Genomic DNA, 21,120 nt, shown 5'->3' with positions numbered 1-21,120 from the left:
TTGAGGTCCTATCTGGTGAGTCGCTGCGGGGTGGCTTCCGGGACGGTGGGGCTGGGTCAGACGTTGCGGCGGTATTGGCCGCCCACCTCGAAGAAGGCCTCGGTGATCTGCTGGAGGGAGCAGACCCGGGTGGCGTCCATGAGGACGGCGAAGACGTTGTCACCGTTCGTCGCCGCGTTCTTGAGAGCGGCCAGGGCGTCGTGGGCCTGGTCGCGGTGGCCGGTGTGGAAGTGCCGCACGCGCTCCAGTTGGGACTGCTTCTCCTCCTCCGTGGCCCGGGCGAGTTCCAGCTCCTGGGGCCAGCTGTCGCCCCCGGGGCGCAGGAAGGTGTTGACGCCGATGATGGGCAGGGAGCCGTCGTGCTTGCGCTGCTCGTACAGCATCGACTCGTCCTGGATGCGGCCCCGCTGGTAGCCGGTCTCCATCGCGCCCAGCACGCCACCGCGCTCGCTGATCCGCTCGAACTCCTGGAGTACGGCCTCCTCCACCAGGTCCGTGAGTTCGTCGACGATGAACGATCCCTGGAGGGGGTTCTCGTTCATCGCCAGGCCCCACTCGCGGTTGATGACCAGCTGGATCGCCAGCGCCCGCCGCACCGACTCCTCGGACGGGGTGGTGACGGCCTCGTCGTAGGCGTTGGTGTGCAGCGAGTTCGCGTTGTCGTAGATGGCCGTGAGGGCCTGGAGGGTGGTGCGGATGTCGTTGAAGTCCATCTCCTGGGCGTGCAGGGAGCGTCCGGAGGTCTGGACGTGGTACTTCAGCTTCTGACTGCGTTCGTTGGCTCCGTACTTCTCCCTCATCGCGACGGCCCAGACCCGGCGGGCGACCCGGCCGAGGACGGAGTACTCGGGGTCCATGCCGTTGGAGAAGAAGAACGACAGGTTCGGGGCGAAGTCGTCGATGTGCATGCCGCGGGCGAGGTAGGCCTCGACGTAGGTGAAGCCGTTGGCGAGGGTGAAGGCGAGCTGGCTGATGGGGTTCGCGCCGGCTTCGGCGATGTGGTAGCCGGATATGGACACGGAGTAGAAGTTGCGGACCTTGTGGGCGATGAACCACTCCTGGATGTCCGCCATCATCCGCAGGGAGAACTCGGTGGAGAACAGGCAGGTGTTCTGTCCCTGGTCCTCCTTGAGGATGTCGGCCTGCACCGTGCCGCGCACGCTCGCGAGCGCGTGGGCCCGCAGCTCGTCCGCCTCCTCGGGCGACGGGTCACGGCCCTCGGCGGCTCGGAACTTCTCCGCCTGCTGGTCGATGGCGGTGTTGAGGAAGAACGCCAGGATCGTCGGCGCGGGTCCGTTGATGGTCATGGAGACCGAGGTCGTGGGTGAGGTCAGGTCGAAGCCGTCGTAGAGGGCCTTCATGTCCGCGAGCGTTGCCACCGACACCCCGGACGTGCCGACCTTGCCGTAGATGTCGGGGCGCTCGTCGGGGTCGCGGCCGTACAGGGTGACCGAGTCGAAGGCGGTGGACAGGCGGGTGGCCGGCTGGCCTTCGGAGAGCAGCTTGAAGCGCCGGTTCGTGCGGAACGGACCGCCCTCACCGGCGAACATCCGCGCCGGGTCCTCGCCGTCGCGCTTGAAAGGGAACACCCCGGCCGTGAAGGGGAAGTAGCCGGGCAGGTTCTCTCCACGCCAGAACCGCACCAGCTCGCCGTGGTCGGTGAAGCGGGGCAGGGCGACGCGCGGGACCTTGTTGCCGGACAGGGACTCGCGGGTCAGCTTGGTGCGGATCTCCCGGTCCCGGACCTTCACCACCTGCTCGTCCCCGGAGTAGGAGGCGATGACGGCGGGCCAGTTCCCGATCTGCTCCGCGATCCGGTGCGGGAGCTGCCCGCGGGCGTCGTCGAGGAGCGACTGCACGTTCGCCGCGTCACAGTCGGCCCCGGCGAGTTCGTCCCTGACCGCCTCCAGTCGCTGCACGCGCCTGGCCGCCTCGGCCAGTAGCGCGGTCTCGGCGTGGTACGCGCGGACCGTGTCGGTGATCTCGGCGAGGTAGCGCACCCGGCCCGCGGGGACCACCTGCCGGATACCGGAGGAGTGGCGTACCGCGACCGGTGCCAGCGCACCTTCGGACAGCGGCAGGCCCTTCTCCGCCAGGCCCGTTTTCAGGTGCTGGTAGAGCGCGGTGACACCGTCGTCGTTGAACGTCGCCGCCGACGTGCCGTACACCGGCATGTCCTCGGGCCGCATGCCGAACGCCTCGCGGTTGCGGACCAGTTGACGCCCCACGTCGCGCAGCGCGTCCTGGGCGCCGCGCCGCTCGAACTTGTTGATCGCCACGACGTCGGCGAAGTCGAGCATGTCGATCTTCTCCAGCTGCGAGGCGGCACCGAACTCCGGTGTCATCACATACAGCGAGGTGTCGACGAACGGCACGATCGCCGCGTCGCCCTGACCGATGCCCGGCGTCTCCACGATCACCAGCTCGAACCCGGCGGCCTTGACCACGTCGATGACGTCGGTCAGGTGCTCGGGCAGCTCACGACTGCCACGGGTGGCCAGGCTGCGGAAGAAGACCCGGCTGCCGTCCAGGGAGTTCATGCGGATCCGGTCACCGAGCAGTGCCCCGCCGCCGCGGCGGCGGGTCGGGTCGACCGCGATCACGGCGATCCGCAGCTTGTCCTGCTGGTCGAGGCGGAAGCGGCGCACCAGCTCGTCCGTCAGTGACGACTTGCCCGAGCCGCCCGTGCCGGTGATGCCGAGCACCGGCACGGGCCGTGCCGCGGCGGCGGCCCTCAGCCGCTCCAGGAGATCCGGGGACAGCTTGCCCAGTTCCGCGCCGGTGATGGCGCGGGCGATCGCGAACCGGTCACCGGCGAGCACGGCGGACGCGTCGGCCGGCTTGCCGTCCCAGAGGTCGAAGTCGCAGTCCCGGACAACCGAGTTGACCATCCCGGCCAGGCCCATCCGCTGCCCGTCCTCGGGCGAGAAGATGGTCACCCCGCTGCCGCGCAGCCGGGCGATCTCCTCGGGCACGATGACGCCGCCTCCGCCGCCCACCACACGGATGTGGTCGGCTCCCCGCTCGCGCAGCGAATCGACCAGGTACTCGAAGTACTCCACGTGCCCGCCCTGGTACGACGAGACGGCGACACCGTGGGCGTCCTCCTCCAGAGCGGCGTCCACGACCTCCCGCACCGACCGGTTGTGACCGAGGTGGATCACCTCCGCGCCCTGGGACTGGAAGATGCGCCGCATGATGTTGATCGACGCGTCGTGCCCGTCGAACAGAGCCGAAGCCGTGACCAGGCGGACGGGATGCACGGGCCGGTGCAGATCACTCATGGGGGCCTTCCCGGACGGGGCGGAGGTACTGCCGACAGAAGAGATACTAGGACGTCCTAGTAAATAGTTCGGAGTGATCGCCGTCACAGATCCAGGACGAGGCGAGTCCCGCACGAGCGGGAGACGCAGATGAGCATGGTGTCACCGGCGGCCCGCTCGTCCTCGGTCAGCAGCGAGTCGCGGTGGTCGGGCTTGCCGTCGAGTACGTCGGTCTCGCAGGTGCCGCACGTGCCTTCCCGGCAGGAGAAGTCGACCGCGACACCGGCCCGCTCCACGGTTTCGAGGATCGAGCGGTCCGCCGGCACGGTGAGGGTGAGCCCGGTTCGGGCGAGCTCCACTTCGAAGACCTCGGCGTGGCCGGTCGCGGCCGTCGGTGCCGGGGCGAACCGTTCCACGCCCAGCGTGCCGGGAGGCCAGGCCCCGCAGTGTTCCTGCACCGCCTGCAACAGGGGCTCGGGACCGCAGGCGTGCACCAGTGTGCCCTTCTCGGGAACGCCGAGATGGGCCGCGAGGTCCAGCAGGCCGTACTCGTCCTGCGGACGGACGAGTACCCGGTCCCCGTGCGGGGCGAGGCGGTCCAGGAACGCCATCGAGGTACGGCTGCGCCCGCCGTAGAGCAGGCGCCAGTCGGCCCCCGCGGCCTCGGCGGCCTCCACCATCGGGAGGATGGGCGTGATACCGACGCCGCCGGCGATGAACAGGTGGCGAGCGGCGGGCCGCAGCGGGAAGTTGTTCCGCGGTCCGCGGACCCGCACGAGGGCGCCTTCGCGCAGGTGGTCGTGGACGTACGCGGAGCCGCCGCGGCCCTGTGGCTCGCGCAGCACGGCGATCTGCCAGCAGTCGCGTGCGACCGGGTCTCCGCACAGGGAGTACTGACGGATCAGGTCTCCGTCCTCACCGTCGGCACCGGCCAGGAGTACGTCGATGTGGGCGCCCGGCGTCCAGGCGGGGAGCATGCCGCCGTCGGGGCGGCGCAGGGTGAGGGAGACGACGCCGTCGGCGGCGAGGGCACGGGCCGCCACGACAAGGGTCGTGTGGACCGAGGTCAGTTGGACGTTCATGATGATTCGGCTCCGGGTTCAGTCCTGGGTCGGCACATGCAGCAACAGCGCGTCGCCCTGGCCGCCGCCCCCGCACAGGGCCGCCGCTCCGCTGCCGCCTCCGCGCCGCCGCAGTTCGGCCGCGAGAGTCAGCACCAGCCGGGCTCCGGTCATGCCCACCGGGTGCCCGAGCGCGATCGCACCGCCGTTGACGTTCACCTTGTCGAGAGGGAGGTCCAGCTCCCGGACGGAAGCCAGGGCCACTCCGGCGAACGCCTCGTTGATCTCGAACAGGTCCAGGTCGGCGGTCTTCAGCCGGCCGTCCCGGGACAGGGCGTCGCGGACCGCGCCGGCCGGCTGGACGAGCAGCGAGGGGTCGGGACCGGCGACCGTGCCGTAGGCGCCGATCTCGGCGAGCGGGATGAGGCCCTCGCGCCGGGCGCGCTCCGCGCTCATCACGACGACGGCCGCGGCTCCGTCGGAGAGCGGTGAGGAGTTGCCCGCGGTGATGGTGCCGGCGCCGGAGAAGGCCGGCTTCAGACGCCCCAGGCTCTCGGCGGTGCTGCCCGGCCGTACGCCCTCGTCGGTGTCCACCACCGTCTCGCCCCGGCGTCCCGCCACGGTGACGGGGGCGATCTCCTCGGAGAACGCCCCCGACTCCTGGGCGCGGGCGGCCCGTTGATGGGACAGCGCGCTGTACTCGTCCTGTTCCTCCCGGGTCAGGGCGAACGGCCGCTGGTAGCGCTCGGTGGCCGCGCCCATGGAGACGCCGTCGAAGGCGCAGACCAGGGCGTCGCGGTCGAGGGCGTCCTCGGCCGGGGCCGAGCCGTACTTCCAGCCGGTGCGCGCCCCGCGCAGCAGGTGCGGGGCGTCCGACATGGACTCCATGCCACCGGCGACGACCACCTCGTGGCGACCGGAGGCGATCATGAGGTCGGCCAGGGCGATGGCGTGCAGACCGGACAGGCAGAGCTTGTTGACGGTGCTCGCGGGGACGGAGAACGGAATGCCGGCGCGGATCGCGGCCTGCCGTGCCGAGTTGGGGCCGGCCCCGGCCTGCACGACATGACCCATGACGACGGCTTCCACCGCCGCCGGGTCCAGACGGGCGGCGGCCAGTGCCGCGCCGATGGCGTGGGCGCCGAGGCCGACCGCGGACACGGTGCTCAGGGCACCCGTCAGCCTGCCGATGGGTGTCCTTGCTCCGGCGACGATGACGGATCCGGGCATGCCGGGACCTCCTGGGGTGTGGGGCGGGTCAGGCGACGGCGTCGACGGCACGTTCGGCGACCATGTGGGCCGTCTCGTTCACCGAGTGCAGGACGATCCGGCCGCCGGGCATGCGCCGCACCCGGCTGACGGACGTGTAGTCGGGGTGGAACCAGAACATCGTGGGCAGCCCGAGCACCGTCGCCAGATAGGTGTTGGTGATGCCGCCGTGGCACACGACCGCGACCTGCCCTCCGGCATGGGCGTCGAGGATGGTGCGCATGGCCCGCCCGGCACGGGCGCGAAAGGCGTCCCAGTCCAGTTCGGGCACGAAATCCTCGTAGCGCCCCTCGGTGAGCGCCGCCGCCCGGGGGTCGTCCGCGCCGATCTGCTCGGGCGGCATGTAGGGCTGGGACACGTCGGTGTCCCACTCGCGCAGGTCGTCCAGGACGGTGGCGGTCATGCCGGTGCGCCGCTCCAGGGGTGCCGCGGTCTCGCGGGCACGCCGGTAGGGGCTGGAGTACAGGGCCTCGACGTCCTCGTGCACGAGCCAGGCGGCGAGGCGCTCGGCCTGAGCGGCGCCCTCCGGCGACAGCCCCGGGTCGAACACGCCCGCCAGGGGGAGGCCGTGCCGGATGAGGAGGAGTTCGGTCATGGGTGGTCCTTACTGAGTGAGCCCGGCTCAGCCGGCGATGGTCCGTTCGGAGTGCCAGTACGGGCGGCGCATCGCGCGTTTGTCGAGCTTGCCCATCGCGTTGCGCAGCAGTTCCGGGACGAATTCGTACGACTTCGGGCACTTGTGGGCGGCGAGGTGCTCGCGGCAGAACCGGTCCAGCTCATCGGCCGGCGGCTCGTCCGCCACCGCCACGACCAGCGCCCGCAGGGACTCGCCGAAGTCCGGGTCGGGCACGCCGACGACCGCGACCTCGGCGACCGCCGGGTGCCGGCGCAGGACCGCCTCGCTCTCGGCCGGGTACAGGTTGACGCCGCCGGAGACCACCACGTCCGCGGCCCGGTCGGTGATGAAGATGTAGCCGTCCGCGTCGACGTAGCCGATGTCGCCGAGCGTGAAGACGCCGGGGGAGAGATAGGCGGACCTGGTCTTGTCCGGGTCCGCGTGATAGCGGACGCCCTGGTCGTCGGGGGCCCGGAAGGCGAGCAGTCCGCGTTCGCCGGGCGGCAGCCGCCGACCGTCGTCATCGGTGACCAGGACCTCGAACGGGGCCCGGACGCGCCCGACGGAGCCCGGGTGCGCCAGCCACTCGGCGCTGCTGATGCGGGCCACCGTCCCCGCCTCGCTGGCACCGTACGACTCGGTCAGCACCGGACCGAACCAGTCGATCATGGCTCGCTTCACGTCCGGCGGACACGCGGAGCCGGTGTGGGACACCTGCCGCAGACTGGAGACGTCGTACCGGGCGCGGACCTCCGCCGGAAGGGCGAGCAGCCGCTGGAAGTGGGTGGGCACCATCACCGTCGAGGAGACCCGCCACCTCTGCACCCGGCTGAGGAACGTCTCCCCGTCGTATCTGCCGAGGACGACCACGGGCTGACCGGCCGCCAGGTGGCGCAGCGAGGTCAGCGGCGCGTTGTGCTGGAGCGGGCCGCACACCAGGTGCGGTCCCGGCGGGAATCCGGGCCGGGCGGACATCGCGGCGAGGTAGGCGGCGCTGTCGGCGGCCGGGCCGCTCACCCAGCGCACCTCGGTGCCGCGCGCCCGTCCGGTGGTGCCCGAGGTGTAGACGAGCGGAGGGCGGGCGGGCCGGTCCGCCGGGACGGCGCGGCCGGCCGGCGCGGCCGCCAGCCACAGGTCCCAGTCGAAGGCGTGCCCGACGGCCGGCGTTCCGTGCGTCACCAGTGGCAGGCCCAGTTCCCGGGCCGCGTCCAGGGCGGCACCCGCCCCGGCGGGGCCGGTGACGATCGCGGTCACGCCCGCGTCGATGATCTGGTCGACGAGTTCGCCCGAGGTGAGGTTCCGGGACGTGGCCACGGTCCCGACCCCGGCGCGCAGGCCGGCCAGGTGGGCCACCAGCGTCGGGATCGCGTTGTCCCCCAGGACGGCGATCCGGTCGTCGGGGCCGGGCGCGAGCTGAAGCAGCCGTGCCGCCGCCCGCGTCACCTGGTCGGCGAGGCCGGACCAGGACAGCACGCCCAGGTCGTCCACCAGGGCGGGCGCGTCGGGTGTCTCCTGGGCGCGACGGTCGAGTGGCAGCAGCGACATGGCTCCTCCGGCGGCTCCTGGGCCCTCTCCCGAATCGAGGGGAGAGGTGATGCGGAGACTGTAGCGTTTATCAAGAAAGTACGGAACACTCTGATCCCAAGCGGAGGCGTTCCCACATGCTCAAGGGGTCTGGAAAGCGCATTTTCCCGCCGCCGTTACTGAATCTCTCGTCTGGTAACTGTCCGAGGAGGAGTCATGCCCCAGCCGGATCCGGACGTATGGCGCACGCAGGTACGGCAGTGGCTGGCCGGCGTGCTCGAACCGGCGCGGGTGCCGGAGTCCGCCGGAGAAGACGCCGATCTCGCCGTGTTCCACAACCTCCCCGAGGACGAGGAACGCCGGCTGCTGGAGCGCTGCCGCGCCTACCATCGGGCCCGCTTCGACGCCGGCTACCAGGCGCTGACCCTCCCCGCGGACCGGGGCGGCGCGGGCCTGACCGCCGCCCACGTGGCCGCCTTCGCTGAGGAGGAGTCCGCCTTCGAGGTGCCACCCTCCACCGAGCTGATCAGCGTCACCGTGCGCCTGGTCGCGATGGCCGTCTCCCTGTTCGGGACCGCCGAGCAACTCCACGACTACGCACGCGCGTTCCTGCGCACCGACCTGCTGGCCTGCCAGCTCTTCAGCGAGCCGGGTGCCGGGTCCGACCTCGCCGCCCTGCGCACCCGCGCCCGGCAGAGCGATGGGGGCGAGTGGGTGATCGACGGTCAGAAGGTGTGGACCTCGGGCGCCCAGTTCGCCGACTACGGCCTGCTGCTCGCCCGCACCGACCCGGACGTCGTCAAACAGGCCGGCATCACCGCCTTCCTGGTGCCGATGAACGCCCCGGGTGTGGAGGTGCGCCCCATCCGGCAGATGAGCGGCGGCGCCTCCTTCAACGAGGTGTTCCTCAGCGGCGTACGCGTCCCGGACCGGCTCCGGATCGGACGGCCGGGCCAGGGCTGGGAGGTCGCCACCACCACCCTCGCCTTCGAGCGGACCGCCTCCGGCAGCGGCAACCGCCGCAAGGGCGGCACCTTCGCGGATGTGCTCGCACTCGCCCGCTCCCTCGACTGCACCTCGGACCCGCTGGTCCGCCAGCGTCTCGCCGACCTGTACGTACGGGCCGCCCTGCGCGCGGCCACCGTGGACCGCGTGGCCAGGACGAGCGCGGCAGGCGGACGGCCGGGCCCCGAGGCGTCGTTGACCAAGCTCATGGCCTCCGACCTGCTCACCCGCACGGGACAGGTCGCCGCCGAACTGATGGGGGCGCGCATCAGCGCCGACACCGGCGAACCGGGCACCTTCGCCTGGACACAGCACCTGCTCGGCGCTCCTGGCTACCGGTTGGCCGGAGGCACCGACCAGATCCAGCGCAACCTGATCGGCGAGCGGGTGCTGAAGCTGCCGCCGGAGCCAAGGGCGGACCGGGCGCCGTTCTCGCAGCTTCCCGGCAACTGAGCCACCGGACGGTTCAGGCAATCACAAAGGAGTGACATCGATGGATCTGGGACTGACAGACGCGAAGGCGTTGGTGACCGGCGCGAGCCGGGGCATCGGCCGGGCGATCGCCGGAACCCTCGCCGCCGAGGGCTGCGCGCTGGCGCTGTGCGCCCGGGGCGAGGAAGGGCTGGTCAAGGCCGCCGCCGAACTGCGCGGCGAGGGGGCCACGGTGTTCGCGGAACCGGTCGACGTCACCGACCCGACGGCCCTGGCGGGCTTCGTGGAGCGGGCGGCCGCTGAACTCGGCGGCCTGGACCTGCTGGTGTCCAACGTGTCGGCGGGCAACGTGAAGGGCCCCGAGTCCTGGGAGGCCAGCCTGCGCGGCGACCTGATCCCGTTCACGGGACTCGTCGAGGCGGCCCTGCCGCACCTGGCGGCCTCCGACCGGGCCGCCGTCGTGGCCATCGGCACCACCAACGCCTCCGACACCGCGCGCCCGGCCGGAGCGAACTCCTACTCCGCGCTCAAGGCGGCCGTCGTCCAGCACGCCTCGGCCCTCGCGCACTCCCTCGCGCCGAAGGGCATCCGCGTCAACACCGTCTCGCCCGGCCCGATCGACTTCCCCGGCGGCGCCTGGGAGACCATCCGCACCAGCCGCCCGGAGGTCTACGAGGAGGTCCTCGCCAAGCTGCCGATCGGCCGCTACGGCACCGCCGAGGACGTGGCCGCGGCGGTGGCGTTCCTGCTCGGGCGGACCGGCTCCTTCTGCGTCGGCGTCAACCTCGTGGTGGACGGCGGGCTGCTCACCCGCGTCCAGTACTGAGCCGTGGCGGGCCCGGCCGGCCGACTGGACGCCGTACTGGTCTGCGGCGGCCGCTGGCACGACTTCGACCACGCGCGGCTGCGGCTGCTGGAGCTGCTCGGCGAGCATCCCCGGGTGCGCACCACGGTGTACCAGGACTATGACTGCGTGGCCGCCCTCGACAAGGCTGACCTGCTGGTCACCTACACCTGCGACGTCCGGCCCCGTCCGGCGCAACGGGCCGCCCTGGCACGGTTCGTCGAGCGGGGCGGGCGCTGGCTCGCCCTGCACGGCACCAACGCGGTGATCGAGCCGTCGGCGGGTGGCGGCACACGGGTGTTCACGACCCCGAGACTCCTCGGGGAAGTGGCCGAGGTGCTCGGCAGCCAGTTCCTGGCCCACCCGCCGATCGAGCCGTACGAGGTGCTGGTGACCCGGCCCGACCACCCGCTGGTCGCCGGGATCGAACCGTTCACGGTCACCGACGAGCTGTACGTGAGCGAGCTGCACGGCGAGCTGGAGGTCCTGCTGCACGCCGAGTACACGGGGCCGTGCCGCGGTTTCGCCGAGGGCGACACGGCGGCCCTCGACCGCGCGCCCCGGCCCGTGCTGTACCTCAAGCGGCACGGCCGCGGCGAGGTCTGCTACTTCACCCTCGGCCACTGCCGGGGCCGCTACGACGTGCAGGACCTCGGAGTGGACGACACCGGGCGCGCGGACGTGGGTCCTTGGCGGACACCGGAGTTCCTGACGGTGCTCCGGCGCTGTGTCGAGCGGACAGTGGACGGGCGAACCCCGGCTCGGTGAAGCGCGGGCTGTGGCGTGGGCGCTGGGGGACGCCCGGTGACTGCTCGGGGCCCAGCCCGTACCGTCCGCCCTGCGGATCGTCATGGAACGGGGCCCCGCATCCGGCGCGGAAGGCGACGGCGAGCAGCCCTTACCGCGTGTGAGGCGACGAGGTGTGCGGCAGCACCACCGCGCGGCCGACGATCTCCCCGGCGTGCAGACGCTCGTATGCCTCTGGCGCCTGTTCCAGGGTGAAGGTCTCGACGTGGGACGACACGAGACCCAGGCGCGCCAGCTCCAGGACCTCCAGGAGCTCCGTCCGGCTGCCCCAGTAGGGGAAGGAGGCCGACACCTCGAACGGCAGACCGCCGCCGAAGCCGACGGCCAGCGTGCCTCCGCCCAGGCCGACGACGGTGACGTCACCCGCCACCGCCACCGACGCGGCGGCGACCGCCAGGGTCGCCTCGACCCCGACGAAGTCCAGGACGACCTCCGCTCCCGTACCACCGGTGAGTCCGCGGATCCGCGCGGCGGCCTCACTGTCCGAGAGGAGCGTCTCGTGCGCCCCGACGTCACGTGCCAGCGCCAGCTTCTCCTTGCTCACGTCGAGGGCGACGACCCGGGCCGGGGTCAGTGCGCGCAGCATCTGCACGGCGAGATGACCCAGACCGCCGACGCCGATCACCACCGCCGTGCTGCCCGGCAGCAGCTTCGGCAGTGATCCGCGGAGCGCGTGATACGGGGTCAGTCCGGCGTCCGTGAGGGGCGCGGCCTGCGCCGGGTCGAGTCCGTTCAGCGGCACCAGGTGCCGGGGCGAGTCCACCAGCACATACTCCGCGAGGGCACCCGGTGAGCCGAGCCCCGGCGGCAGGATGCCGAGCCCGGCGGCGTGCGGACAGCAGTTCTCCCTGCCCTCGGCGCACGGGTGGCAGCGTCCGCAGCCCCACGGGCCGTACACCGCCACCGCCTCGCCGTCCGTCACGGCGGTGACACCGGCGCCCAGCGCCGCGACCGTGCCGACGCCCTCGTGACCGAGTGTCATCGGCAGGGCGTAGGGGAACTGTTCCTCGGGCCAGCCCATCACCGCCAGATCGGAGTGGCAGAGTCCGGCCGCCGTCACCTTCAACAGCACCTGGCCCGGGCCGGGTTCGGGGACCGGTACTTCCACGACCTCGGGGGCGTGCCCCACCCGCCGGTACTGAAGTGCTTTCATCGTCGGGTCACCTTGCTGGTGGTCGGGTCCGGCCGGGTTCCCGCCCGGCGGCGCAGCACGGTGGGCAGGGCGATCCGGCCACCCGTGAGGACCAGCGCCACGATGAGGACCGTGCCGGTGAACAGGCTCGCGGCCCACTGCGCGCTGGTGGCGAGCCCGAGTCCGGTGATGCCGGTGCCGAGCAGGAGAACCGCGAGGACCGTGCCCCAGGCGTTGAAGCGGCCCGCGCGCAACTGGGTCGCTCCGACGAAGGCGGCGGCGTAGGCCGACAGCAGATACGGGGTGCCCGCGGTCGGCGATCCGGAGCCGACCGAGGCCGTGAAGACCACACCGGCGAAACCGGACAGCAGCGCGGAGGCCACCAGGGTCAGAAAGCGCAGCCGGTCGGTGCGCACCCCTTGCAGTCGGGCCGCGTCGGCGTTGAATCCGGTGGCGTACAACCGGCGCCCGGTGGCGGTGTGTTCCAGCAGGAACCAGATGGCGAGGGCCGCGAGCAGCAGATACAGCACCGGCAGGGTGACCCCGCCGGCGTCCAGCTGGGCGATGCTCGCGAACGGCTCGGCGAGCAGCCGCACCCCGGTGATCGAGCTGTCGTTGGTGACCATGGTGATCAGGGACTGGATCAGCGCGCCGGTGGCCAGGGTGGCGATGAACGAGTCGACGCGCAGGAGCACCACCACGATGCCGTTGACGACCCCGACCAGCAGTGCGGCGGTCATCGCCAGCGTGATGGCCGTGCCGGGCCCGAGCCCGGCGGACACCATGAAGTGAGCGGTCAGCACACTGGTGAGCGACATGGTGAAGGCGATGGAGAGGTCGAAGACGCGTGCGGCCAGCGGCGGTACGACGCTCAGCGCCACCAGGCCCGCCACGGCGTTGCCGTTCAGCACCTGCTTGACCGTGATCATGGTCGGGAACGTGTCCGGCGCCCAGACGGTGAAGAGCACGACGATGACCAGCCACACGTAGACGGCGCCGATGTTCCGGAACGACAGGGCGGCCGCCGCCCGTCGGGCCGGTGTCCCCGGGGCGGACACCGCGGACCTCTCCGGTACGGACGGCGGGACCTCCGCCGCCCGGGTCGTGGACGTCATGTCACTCGGTTCCTTCCTGGGCTCATGTCACTCGGTTCCTTCCATGGCGTGCACGAGTGCGGGCTCGGTGATGTCCCGGCCCCTGATCTCCCGTGCGATCCGGCCGTTCCGCACCACGAGGACGCGGGTGCACAGCGCGAGCAGGTCCTGTGTGTCGGAGGAGGACACGAGGACGCCCATGCCCTCGCCCGTCTGACGCTCTATCAGGTCGTAGAGCTGCAGCCGGGTGGCGATGTCCACGCCCGCCGTGGGTTCGCACAGCGCCAGCACCGGCGGCCGCTGGGCCAGGCAGCGGGCCATGACGACCTTTTGCTGGTTGCCGCCGCTCAGCGTGGTGATCCGGGCCCCGTGTCCGGCCGTTCGCACCCCGACCCGCCGGATCCAGTCCTGCGCCAGGGCGGACTCGCGGCGTCGGCGTACCCGCCCGGACCGGGAGCGCAGCCGGTCCAGGAGCGGCAGGGTGAGGTTCTCGCCGACCGAGAAGTCGCCGATCACCCCCTCTCCCGCCCGGTCCGCCGGGACCAGGGGAAGACCCAGACCGCCGGCGTCACGCGCCTCGGTCCACCGCTCGGAGCGGTCCGGCAGCCGCAGCCTGCCGCTCACCCGCCCGGCGTGGGCCCCGCACACCGCGTACGGCACGATCTCGTGGCCGGATCCGACCAGACCGGTGATGCCCAGTCGCTCGCCCCCGGCCAGGTCGAAGCCGACTCCCCGCAACGGCCCGGCCCACAGGTCGCGGACCTCCAGCACCGGGTCGGCAGGACCGGCAGGGGGCGCCGGACGGTGGGCGGTCTCCATCTCCTCGCCCGCCATCAGCTCCGCCAGCAGGCGCGGAGTCAGCTCGGCGACCGGCCGGGTGGCGATCCGGCGCCCGCCGCGGATCACGGTGACCCGATCGGCGAGAGCGAAGATCTCATCCATCCGGTGCGAGACGTACAGGACGCCGGCACCGGCGTCGCGGACCTCCCGCACGATGTCGAAGAGACGGGCCACCTCGCCGGGCGGGAGCACGGCGGTGGGCTCGTCGAGCACCAGGACCCCACGGCGGCCCTCCCAGCCCTGCAGCGCGGCGGCGATGGCCACCACCGTGCGCTGGACGGGGGTCGCCGTCATCAGGGGCCTGCGTACGTCGATGCCGAGGCCGAACCGTTCGACGAGGGCGCTCGTGCGCCGCTCCATCTCCGGCCAGCGGATGTTGCCGAAGGCCGTGCGGGTGAAGCCCTGGCTGAGCGCGAGGTTGTCGACGGCGCTCAACTCACCCACCAGTCCCAGCTCCTGGTGGACGAAGCGCAGCCGGTCGTGGCGGGAAGCCGCGACCTGGCCGAGGCCGAAGGGCTCGCCGTCGAGTTCGGCCACCGCACCAGGCTCCGCGTGGTGGTAGCCGGCGAGGATCTTGATCAGGGTGGACTTGCCGGAGCCGTTGGGGCCGATCAGGGCGTGGATCTCGCCGGGCATGACCTCGAGATCGACGTCCTTCAGCGCCTGGGTGCCGCCGAATCTCTTCGACAGGGCGGCCACCCGTAGCACCGGCCCGGTCAACTCAGTCCCCACAGCGCCTTGAACTGCTGCCGGTAGTCCTCGACGATCGGGAAGTCGCCGTCGGCCGAAGGCAGGTTGTCCTTGGTGACGAGCAGGTTGGGCAGCGCCGCCTTCTGGTCCACGGCCATGGGCTGGCCGGTGAAGTGCCGGGCCAGCGCATCGGCCTGGAGCCAGGCCGTCTCGTGCGAGTTCAGCGCCATCGCGCCGTCGGTGAGACCGCCCTGGATGTACTGGTAGTTCTGCGCGTCACCGACGTTGACGACGATGCGCTTGCCGGTGATCCCGGCGGTCTTCAGCGCGGCCGGCACACCCACGTTGAGCAGGCCCAGGGAGAAGACGACATGGGTCACCTTCGGGTGCGACCGGAGGTACGACACCACGCGGTCCGGCATGTCCTTGCCCACCGCCGTGATCGGCACGTCGACGTTGTCGAGTGCGCAACCCTCGCACCACTCCTTGTACTTGGCCGCGAAGGAGTCCTTGACGGGCTTGAGGATCGTGTAGGCCGGCAGGTCGAAGTAGACGGTGTCCGCCTTGGCGCCGCTGTTCGACACCACCCATGAGGCGAGCATCTCGCCCTGGACGGCGACGTCCTTCGGCCCGTTCTTCAGCAGGGAGATGCCGTCGCCTGCCACGTCGTCGGCGTTCGACTGGATGACGGGGATGCCGGCCGCCTCCAGCCGTGCCAGCTGCTTGGCGTAGACGGCACGGGGGAAACCGGAGGCGACGACGGCGTCCGGCTTGTCGCGTAGGGCCTGCTCGTAGGCGGCCTGGACGGACTCCGGGGTGCCCTGGGTGGCGATCTGCTTGACCTGCCATCCGAGTTCCTTCGCGGCCTCGGTGAAGAAATCGGCGAGGTCCTTGCAGGACTGGACGCCGCAGAGGATGAAGTCGATCTTCTTGCCCTTGGGGATCGCCTTGCCCACCGGCTCGGTCACGGAGATCGTGGTCGGACGCTCGGAGTACTTCGCCAGGGCCGCGCGGGCGGCTGTCAGGCCGGGGGAGCCGGGGGCCCCCGCCTGCGTCGAGTCGGCGGCCGGAGTGGTCCCGGTGCCGCATGCCGCGAGGGCGAGCAGGGCGGTGGCGGGGAGGGTCGCGGTGATGGCGCGGCGGACCGCGCGACGGGGTCTGGAACTCATCGTTGAGCACTCCCGTGGTGTGACGGAGAAACTTATGAGGCACTACAGTCTCAAGTGGGTCGGAGTGTGACATGCCCCAGCGGGCTTGGGGAGAGGGTTGCCGCAACAAATTCCGGAACAACGGTGCGAAAGTGCGTTGACCTCGTCAAGTTCGGAGATCGCCTACCGGCACGCGTGTTGCTCCCGGCGGCAACGGGTAACTACACTCAATATAAAGTTTCTGCCAGAGGAGAGATGATGGACGAAACGTCGGAACCGGCCACGGCACGGTGCCCCGGGCCCAGCGTCCAGGACTACCTCGACCAGGACAGCCGCCCCGTTCCCCCCGCCCTGAGGTACGAGCGGAACGACTACCTCGGCAGCGAGGACATCGACACCGCCCGATTCACCTCACGCGAATGGGCCGAACGCGAGATGCGGCAGGTCTGGCGGCGCGTCTGGCAGTTCGCCTGCCTGGAGAGCGAGATCCCCGAGGTGGGCGACCACGAGGTCTACGAGATCGGTGACGACTCCCTCATCGTCGTCCGCACGGCTCCCGAAGAGATCCGCGCCTTCGTCAACGTCTGTCTGCACCGTGGCCGCAAACTGCGCACCGGCGGCGGCAACGTCAGCGAATTCCGCTGCTCGTTCCACGGCTTCGCCTGGAACCTCGACGGCACGATGCGGACCCCGCCCTGCGCCTGGGACTTCCCCCATGTCACCCCGGAGAAGTTCGCCCTCCCCGAGGCCCAGGTGGCCACCTGGCGCGGCTTCGTCTTCATCAACATGGACCCCTATGCCGAGTCCTTCGACAGCTACCGCGGCACCTTCGACGACTACTACATCTGGCCGCTGGAGAACCGTTACAAGTCACTGCACATCGCCAAGGTGCTGCCCTGCAACTGGAAGGTCGCACAGGACGCGTTCATCGAGTCCTTCCATGTGATCGCCACCCATCCGCAGATGCTGACGTGGCTCGCCGACGCCAACTCGCAGTACGACGTCATGGCGGACCAGCCGAACTGGAACCGGATGATCAACATCCAGGGCGCGCCCAGCCCGCACGTGGCGGAATCGGTCACGGAGGAGGACGTCCTGGAGACCTTCTACGACTCGCGTTCGTTCTATTCCGCCGCCCAGGGACGTGACCTGGTGATGCAGGAGGGTGACGAACTGCCGGCGATCCCGCCCGGCGGCACCGCCCGGCAGGTCCTCGCCGCGCGGATGCGCGAGCAACTGGCGGCCACCTCGCAGCAGGACTTCTCGGAGACACCCGACACCGAGCTGCTGGACGCCATCAACTACTTGCTGTTCCCCAATTTCAACCCCTGGGGCGGCGCCAAGTCGAACATCATCTACCGGTTCCGGCCCAACGGCCTCGACCCCGACTCCTGCACGGCCGAGATCATCTTCATGTCGTCCCCGAAGCAGCCCGGCAAGACGCCGCCCCCGGCGAAGATCCGCTGGGTGCCGGAGGACACGCTCTTCGCCGACATCCCCGAACTCGGCGTGCTCGGGCCCGTCTTCGACCAGGACTGCGAGAACCTGCCCTACGTCCAGCAGGGCCTGAAGGCGATGCGCAAGCCGGGCATCACCCTGGCGAACTACCAGGAGAGCCGTATCCGCCACTTCAACCAGACGCTCGACCAGTGGATGAGCAAGTGACCCACCGGGTGGCGGTCAGACCCTCCGGTGTCGAGCTCGAAGTCCTCGACGGCGAGGACCTGTTCACCGCCGCCGAGCGGCTCGGCTACCGCTGGCCCACCGTCTGCGGCGGCAAGGGCACCTGCCGTACCTGCTTCGTCCAGGTCGAGGAGGGCGCCGAGAACTGTTTCCCCGTGGGCCCGCTGGAACGCGAGGGCATCGAGGCCCTGCGCAGACCGGTGGACGGCCTGACCCGGCTCGCCTGCCGGCTCCGGGTCGAGGGCCCGGTGACCGTGACCAAGCGCGGCGTACGCCGCCGAGTGCAGGAGTGAGACCCCCATGTCCAAGCAAGTGATCCACCCGCTGACCGGCCATGTGTACCGGCTCACCGAGGACGGACTGGTCGAGGTGACCGATCCCAGTACGGGGGTGCGGGGCGTCTTCGACTTCCAGGCCCGGTGGCAGTCGGGCGAACTGCGCCACGCCGACCTCCAGATGGCCGGCTGGGTCGGCCGCCTCGCCCAGCGGCGTGCGACCCGGCAGCCGGAAGAGTGATCCCATGACGTCCCGTAGCACCCGGGTGGTCTGTCTGGTGCGCCGACCCGACGGAGAACCGCACCCCGGTGACTTCGCCGTCGAGGAGCGCCCACTGCCGCCCGTGGGGGAGGGGCAGCTGCTCGTCCGCAACCTCTACATGAGCGTCGACCCGTCCATGCGCGGGCGGCTGTCGACCACCGAGAAGCACTACACGCACAACTTCACCCCCGGATCACCGCTCGACGGCCGCGCCCTCGGTGTCGTGGAGGAGAGCCGCTGCGCCTCGGTACCGCCGGGCACGTACGTACGTCATCAGCTCGGCTGGCGGGAGCGGGCCGTGCTCGACGCGGCGGCCGTCGACGGCGCCGGCCGCATCGACCCGGGACTCGCGCCGCTGCCCACCTGGCTCGGCCTGCTCGGCCAGACCGGATTCACCGCGTACGTCGGCCTGACCCGTGTCGCGCGACTGCGGCCGGGCGACACCGTCTTCGTGTCGGCGGCGGCCGGCGCCGTCGGCACCGCCGCCGGCCAGTTCGCCCGTCTGCTGGGCGCGGACCGCGTCATCGGGACCGCAGGAGGGACTGCCAAGTGCGCCCTGCTGGTGAAGGAGTTCGGCTACGACGCGGCCGCGGACTACCGTGCCGAGCCGGTGCGCGACGCGCTGGCCCGGCTGGCACCCGACGGCATCGACGTGTACTTCGACAACGTCGGCGGTGAGCAGCTCGCCGCGGCCCTGCACGCGCTGCGCACCGGTGGCCGGGTCGCCCTGTGCGGCATGATGTCGCAGTTCGGCGGCGCGGGACGGACCGAGGACATCAACCAGTTGATCCAGGCGGTCCTCAAACGCCTGACCTTGTCCGGGTTCATCGTCCGCGACCACGAGGACCTGCGGCCGGAGTTCGAGCAGCGGGTCGCGGGCTGGCTCGCCGAGGGCCGGATCACCGCGCGCGAGACGGTGGCGGACGGCCTGGAGAACGCCGCGGATGCGCTGCTGTCCCTGCTGGGCGGCGGCAACGTCGGCAAGATGCTGGTGCGGCTGGACGGTTCCCCCTGAGACTGCCGGAATCGGCGCCCCGGCCGGGGCGCCGATTCAGCGCATGGGCTGTGACGCGGCGACCGTGTGGGCCGCCAGCGAGACCCCGACCCGGACCAGCCCCGCCACGGCCGTCCGGAAGTCCTTGATGTGCGGGGTGGCGAAGTGCTCGTCGAGAGCCTGCCGCGATGTCCAGTGCTCGTACACCCGGATACGCCGCTCGTCGTCGGGATCGGCGGTCATCGCGTAGTCCAGACAGCCGGGTTCCTCCTCGCGGGTGCGTCGGCCCAGCTCCACGAGGGCCGCCAGCACGGTGTCGCGGTCGCCGGGTTCGTAGTCCATCCAGCCGGACACGATGAGTTCCTCGGCCATGGCGGTCCTTTCGCGGTCGTGCCCGCGGGCCCGTCGCTCCGGTGCAGGGAAGCGAGGGGCCCGCGGAGTTGATCAGATGCCGAGCGGGGCGGGAACACTGTCCACGGTGACCGTGCCCCGCTCACCGTCGACCGTGATCACCATGCCGTCCCGCAGCCGTCGCGTTCCGCCCTCGACGGAGATCACGGCGGGGATGCCCAGCTCACGGCAGACCACCACGGCGTGGCTGTTGAGAGCGCCCACGTCCACGACGGCCGCGCCGGCCACCAGGAACAGCGGGGTCCATGCCGCGTCCGTGATCGGCGCGACCAGCACCTCGCCGGGTTCCAGTGCCTCGCACGAGGCCGGGTCGGTGACCACCCGCACCCTGCCGGTGTACGTGCCGTGGCTGCCGCCGACACCGCCGAGCACATCGCCCTCGACGGCCGCCTCGGTCCGCTCCTCGGCGCGGCGCGGCCAGGTGTCGATCTCGGTCTGGGCGTCGTCGGCGACGAAGAACGGCGGTTCCAGCTCGTGCAGGCCCGCGTACTCCTCGAGCCGCTGCGCGATGACCGGGCCGAAGGACTCCGGGGCGGCGACGTAGTCGTCGAGTTCGGTGTCCAGCAGCATCATCACGTCCTCGGGCCGGGCGAAGAGCCCCGCCGCGACGCCGCGGCGGCCGAGTTCCCGTACGGCCATGCGGATCTCGTTGACGACGGTGACGCAGTTCGCCTTGGTGCGCTCGCGGGCCGGGATCCACACCTGGGAGGCGTGCATCCCGGCGTCGAACATCGGCTGCGCCTCCTCGGGCAGCATGGCCCGGATCTCCCGAGCCGTCCGCTCGCGCCCCTCGGTCAGCCGTGTGCGCCGGGCGGCCGGGGAGTCGTCGTCGGAGCTGTGCCGGATCCGGTCGACCAGGGCCAGCGCCTGAACGGGCGACGCCTCCCACGACAGCGCGTGGATGTCCCACTCGTTGGGACCGCGGTCGCCGGACTCCGCGAGGAACTCCTCGAACGAGTCACGGAACGTCTTCACGTCCCCGCTCGCCCCGTCGAGCGCCCGCTCCACCGCGGCCGGACCCTGGTGGAAGAGCGCGCTGAGTTCGGCCGAGGCCGCCACCTGGCGGGACAGCGTCCACAGCCCGGTCGACGGGGAGGCGGAGTCGACGTCGCCGAGACCGCCGATCAGGTCGAGCATGGCGCCGGGGCGGTCCACGCTCGCGCACAGCGGGCCGAGGATCGCCGGCCCGACGGACGCCGGCAGCGACGACTCGACGTGCCGCTGGAAGGTCGTCTCCACCTCGTCCAGCAACGACCGTACGTGCGCCAACAGGTCGGCCTCCGACAGCTTCGCCAGGTCCGGTCGTGAACGGCGCAGGGCACGCAGCCGTTCCCGGTCGGCGTCGGCCTCCGGGAAGCCGGCCTGGCCGAGCATCCGCTGGAGCGTCGAGCCCGCCTTGGCGGTCAGCTCCTCGTCCTGGTCGTCCGGATGCGCCAGGTACACCGGCGTGTCGGAGCGCTGACCGACGAAGGCGGCGTCGATCTGGTCCGCCGTCTGGCCCATACGGATGCCGAACAGCCGCATGTGGGACAGGTTCAGGTAGAAGTGGCCGCCGAACATGCCGACGAACGGCGGCCGGGGGCCGGCCACCTCCTCCTCGCGGTAGATGCCGAACCCGACGAAGCCGCGACGCCAGCCCTGCAGGCCGCGCCCCCAGACCAGGGTCCAGCCCAGCGGGCTGGCGGGTTCCGGCAGGGTCTCGCCCGCGTTGGCCCGGGTGTAGTGCGGCAGCCGCTCACTGCGCTGCCAGTCCGTGATCCAGCTCTTCAT

The 21,120-nt window shown here is 71.3% G+C and carries 18 protein-coding genes; 7 read left to right on the top strand and 11 right to left on the bottom strand.

Translation table 11 applies throughout. The features are described 5' to 3' along the window. Positions 1-56: 56 nt before the first annotated feature. The 5 genes from icmF to QNO09_RS27300 all read right to left on the bottom strand — a co-directional run bounded on the left by icmF (position 57) and on the right by QNO09_RS27300 (position 7,754). Complete coding sequence (icmF, locus tag QNO09_RS27320) at positions 57-3,284, bottom strand: fused isobutyryl-CoA mutase/GTPase IcmF (RefSeq protein WP_283972914.1); 3,228 nt, start codon at positions 3,282-3,284, stop codon at positions 57-59. Positions 3,285-3,367: 83 nt separating this feature from the next. Then, positions 3,368-4,345, bottom strand: coding sequence for a PDR/VanB family oxidoreductase (locus QNO09_RS27315; protein WP_283972913.1), 978 nt, complete (start codon positions 4,343-4,345; stop codon positions 3,368-3,370). Positions 4,346-4,363: 18 nt separating this feature from the next. Further along, entirely contained in the window at positions 4,364-5,554 is a 1,191-nt protein-coding gene (locus tag QNO09_RS27310) for an acetyl-CoA C-acyltransferase (RefSeq protein ID WP_283972912.1), read from the bottom strand. A 28-nt stretch (positions 5,555-5,582) separates the two neighbouring features. Then, the gene (locus tag QNO09_RS27305; RefSeq protein WP_283972911.1) at positions 5,583-6,188 is read right to left on the bottom strand and encodes a histidine phosphatase family protein; all 606 of its coding nucleotides are present in this window, start codon (positions 6,186-6,188) and stop codon (positions 5,583-5,585) included. A gap of 27 nt (positions 6,189-6,215) precedes the next feature. Next, positions 6,216-7,754 (bottom strand): AMP-binding protein, encoded by a 1,539-nt coding sequence (locus QNO09_RS27300; RefSeq protein WP_283972910.1) that lies wholly within the window; start codon positions 7,752-7,754, stop codon positions 6,216-6,218. Positions 7,755-7,949: 195 nt separating this feature from the next. On the opposite strand from QNO09_RS27300, the gene QNO09_RS27295 reads away from it, so the two are divergent. Genes QNO09_RS27295 through QNO09_RS27285 form a run of 3 tightly spaced genes read left to right on the top strand, consistent with a single transcriptional unit; the run spans position 7,950 to position 10,782 of the window. Then, on the top strand, positions 7,950-9,191 hold the full coding sequence (locus QNO09_RS27295; protein WP_283972909.1) for an acyl-CoA dehydrogenase family protein: 1,242 nt from the start codon (positions 7,950-7,952) through the stop codon (positions 9,189-9,191). 40 nt (positions 9,192-9,231) lie between these two features. Beyond that, positions 9,232-9,996, top strand: a complete 765-nt coding sequence (locus QNO09_RS27290; protein WP_283972908.1) for an SDR family NAD(P)-dependent oxidoreductase — start codon at positions 9,232-9,234, stop codon at positions 9,994-9,996. 3 nt (positions 9,997-9,999) lie between these two features. Continuing rightward, the gene (locus tag QNO09_RS27285; protein ID WP_283972907.1) at positions 10,000-10,782 is read left to right on the top strand and encodes a ThuA domain-containing protein; all 783 of its coding nucleotides are present in this window, start codon (positions 10,000-10,002) and stop codon (positions 10,780-10,782) included. Between the two features lie 130 nt (positions 10,783-10,912). Here the strand turns inward: QNO09_RS27285 and QNO09_RS27280 are convergent, their stop codons facing one another. From QNO09_RS27280 to QNO09_RS27265, 4 genes are read right to left on the bottom strand one after another with little or no spacing between them, the layout of a single operon-like run. Next, positions 10,913-11,974, bottom strand: a complete 1,062-nt coding sequence (locus tag QNO09_RS27280; RefSeq protein ID WP_283972906.1) for an NAD(P)-dependent alcohol dehydrogenase — start codon at positions 11,972-11,974, stop codon at positions 10,913-10,915. Continuing rightward, complete coding sequence (locus tag QNO09_RS27275) at positions 11,971-13,068, bottom strand: ABC transporter permease (RefSeq protein WP_283972905.1); 1,098 nt, start codon at positions 13,066-13,068, stop codon at positions 11,971-11,973. The genes QNO09_RS27280 and QNO09_RS27275 overlap by 4 nt, the downstream gene beginning before the upstream one ends. Before the next feature lie 27 nt (positions 13,069-13,095). Continuing rightward, positions 13,096-14,619, bottom strand: coding sequence for a sugar ABC transporter ATP-binding protein (locus QNO09_RS27270; protein WP_283972904.1), 1,524 nt, complete (start codon positions 14,617-14,619; stop codon positions 13,096-13,098). After that, positions 14,604-15,746, bottom strand: a complete 1,143-nt coding sequence (locus QNO09_RS27265; protein ID WP_283972903.1) for a sugar ABC transporter substrate-binding protein — start codon at positions 15,744-15,746, stop codon at positions 14,604-14,606. Before QNO09_RS27265 ends, QNO09_RS27270 begins: the two co-directional genes overlap by 16 nt. 237 nt (positions 15,747-15,983) lie before the next feature. Between QNO09_RS27265 and QNO09_RS27260 the strand changes: the two genes are divergently transcribed. From QNO09_RS27260 to QNO09_RS27245, 4 genes are read left to right on the top strand one after another with little or no spacing between them, the layout of a single operon-like run. Beyond that, complete coding sequence (locus QNO09_RS27260) at positions 15,984-17,390, top strand: aromatic ring-hydroxylating oxygenase subunit alpha (RefSeq protein WP_283972902.1); 1,407 nt, start codon at positions 15,984-15,986, stop codon at positions 17,388-17,390. Beyond that, positions 17,375-17,701 (top strand): 2Fe-2S iron-sulfur cluster-binding protein, encoded by a 327-nt coding sequence (locus tag QNO09_RS27255; RefSeq protein ID WP_283972901.1) that lies wholly within the window; start codon positions 17,375-17,377, stop codon positions 17,699-17,701. The genes QNO09_RS27260 and QNO09_RS27255 overlap by 16 nt, the downstream gene beginning before the upstream one ends. Positions 17,702-17,708: 7 nt before the next feature. After that, a complete protein-coding gene (locus tag QNO09_RS27250) occupies positions 17,709-17,924 on the top strand; it encodes a transposase (protein WP_283972900.1) in 216 nt (71 codons plus the stop codon). Between the two features lie 4 nt (positions 17,925-17,928). Continuing rightward, a complete protein-coding gene (locus QNO09_RS27245; RefSeq protein WP_283972899.1) occupies positions 17,929-18,960 on the top strand; it encodes an NADP-dependent oxidoreductase in 1,032 nt (343 codons plus the stop codon). A gap of 36 nt (positions 18,961-18,996) precedes the next feature. Here the strand turns inward: QNO09_RS27245 and QNO09_RS27240 are convergent, their stop codons facing one another. Continuing rightward, positions 18,997-19,311 (bottom strand): putative quinol monooxygenase, encoded by a 315-nt coding sequence (locus QNO09_RS27240; protein ID WP_283972898.1) that lies wholly within the window; start codon positions 19,309-19,311, stop codon positions 18,997-18,999. Positions 19,312-19,383: 72 nt separating this feature from the next. After that, complete coding sequence (locus QNO09_RS27235) at positions 19,384-21,120, bottom strand: PEP-utilizing enzyme (RefSeq protein WP_283972897.1); 1,737 nt, start codon at positions 21,118-21,120, stop codon at positions 19,384-19,386.

This window comes from Streptomyces sp. 378, assembly GCF_030124145.1.
Lineage (GTDB): Bacteria > Actinomycetota > Actinomycetes > Streptomycetales > Streptomycetaceae > Streptomyces.
The sequence above is the reverse complement of the archived record's forward strand: the minus strand, read 5'-3'. Positions and strand labels throughout refer to the sequence as shown.

Bases quoted from the DNA above. Each gene is read 5' to 3' on its own strand.
- QNO09_RS27275 (WP_283972905.1), bottom strand. From the start codon at position 13,068: ATGACGTCCACGACCCGGGCGGCGGAGGTCCCGCCGTCCGTACCGGAG.
- QNO09_RS27265 (WP_283972903.1), bottom strand. From the start codon at position 15,746: ATGAGTTCCAGACCCCGTCGCGCGGTCCGCCGCGCCATCACCGCGACC.
- icmF (WP_283972914.1), bottom strand. From the start codon at position 3,284: ATGAGTGATCTGCACCGGCCCGTGCATCCCGTCCGCCTGGTCACGGCT.
- QNO09_RS27280 (WP_283972906.1), bottom strand. From the start codon at position 11,974: ATGAAAGCACTTCAGTACCGGCGGGTGGGGCACGCCCCCGAGGTCGTG.
- QNO09_RS27245 (WP_283972899.1), top strand. From the start codon at position 17,929: ATGACGTCCCGTAGCACCCGGGTGGTCTGTCTGGTGCGCCGACCCGAC.
- QNO09_RS27310 (WP_283972912.1), bottom strand. From the start codon at position 5,554: ATGCCCGGATCCGTCATCGTCGCCGGAGCAAGGACACCCATCGGCAGG.
- QNO09_RS27300 (WP_283972910.1), bottom strand. From the start codon at position 7,754: ATGTCGCTGCTGCCACTCGACCGTCGCGCCCAGGAGACACCCGACGCG.
- QNO09_RS27240 (WP_283972898.1), bottom strand. From the start codon at position 19,311: ATGGCCGAGGAACTCATCGTGTCCGGCTGGATGGACTACGAACCCGGC.
- QNO09_RS27235 (WP_283972897.1), bottom strand. From the start codon at position 21,120: ATGAAGAGCTGGATCACGGACTGGCAGCGCAGTGAGCGGCTGCCGCAC.
- QNO09_RS27315 (WP_283972913.1), bottom strand. From the start codon at position 4,345: ATGAACGTCCAACTGACCTCGGTCCACACGACCCTTGTCGTGGCGGCC.
- QNO09_RS27290 (WP_283972908.1), top strand. From the start codon at position 9,232: ATGGATCTGGGACTGACAGACGCGAAGGCGTTGGTGACCGGCGCGAGC.
- QNO09_RS27305 (WP_283972911.1), bottom strand. From the start codon at position 6,188: ATGACCGAACTCCTCCTCATCCGGCACGGCCTCCCCCTGGCGGGCGTG.
- QNO09_RS27250 (WP_283972900.1), top strand. From the start codon at position 17,709: ATGTCCAAGCAAGTGATCCACCCGCTGACCGGCCATGTGTACCGGCTC.
- QNO09_RS27295 (WP_283972909.1), top strand. From the start codon at position 7,950: ATGCCCCAGCCGGATCCGGACGTATGGCGCACGCAGGTACGGCAGTGG.
- QNO09_RS27260 (WP_283972902.1), top strand. From the start codon at position 15,984: ATGGACGAAACGTCGGAACCGGCCACGGCACGGTGCCCCGGGCCCAGC.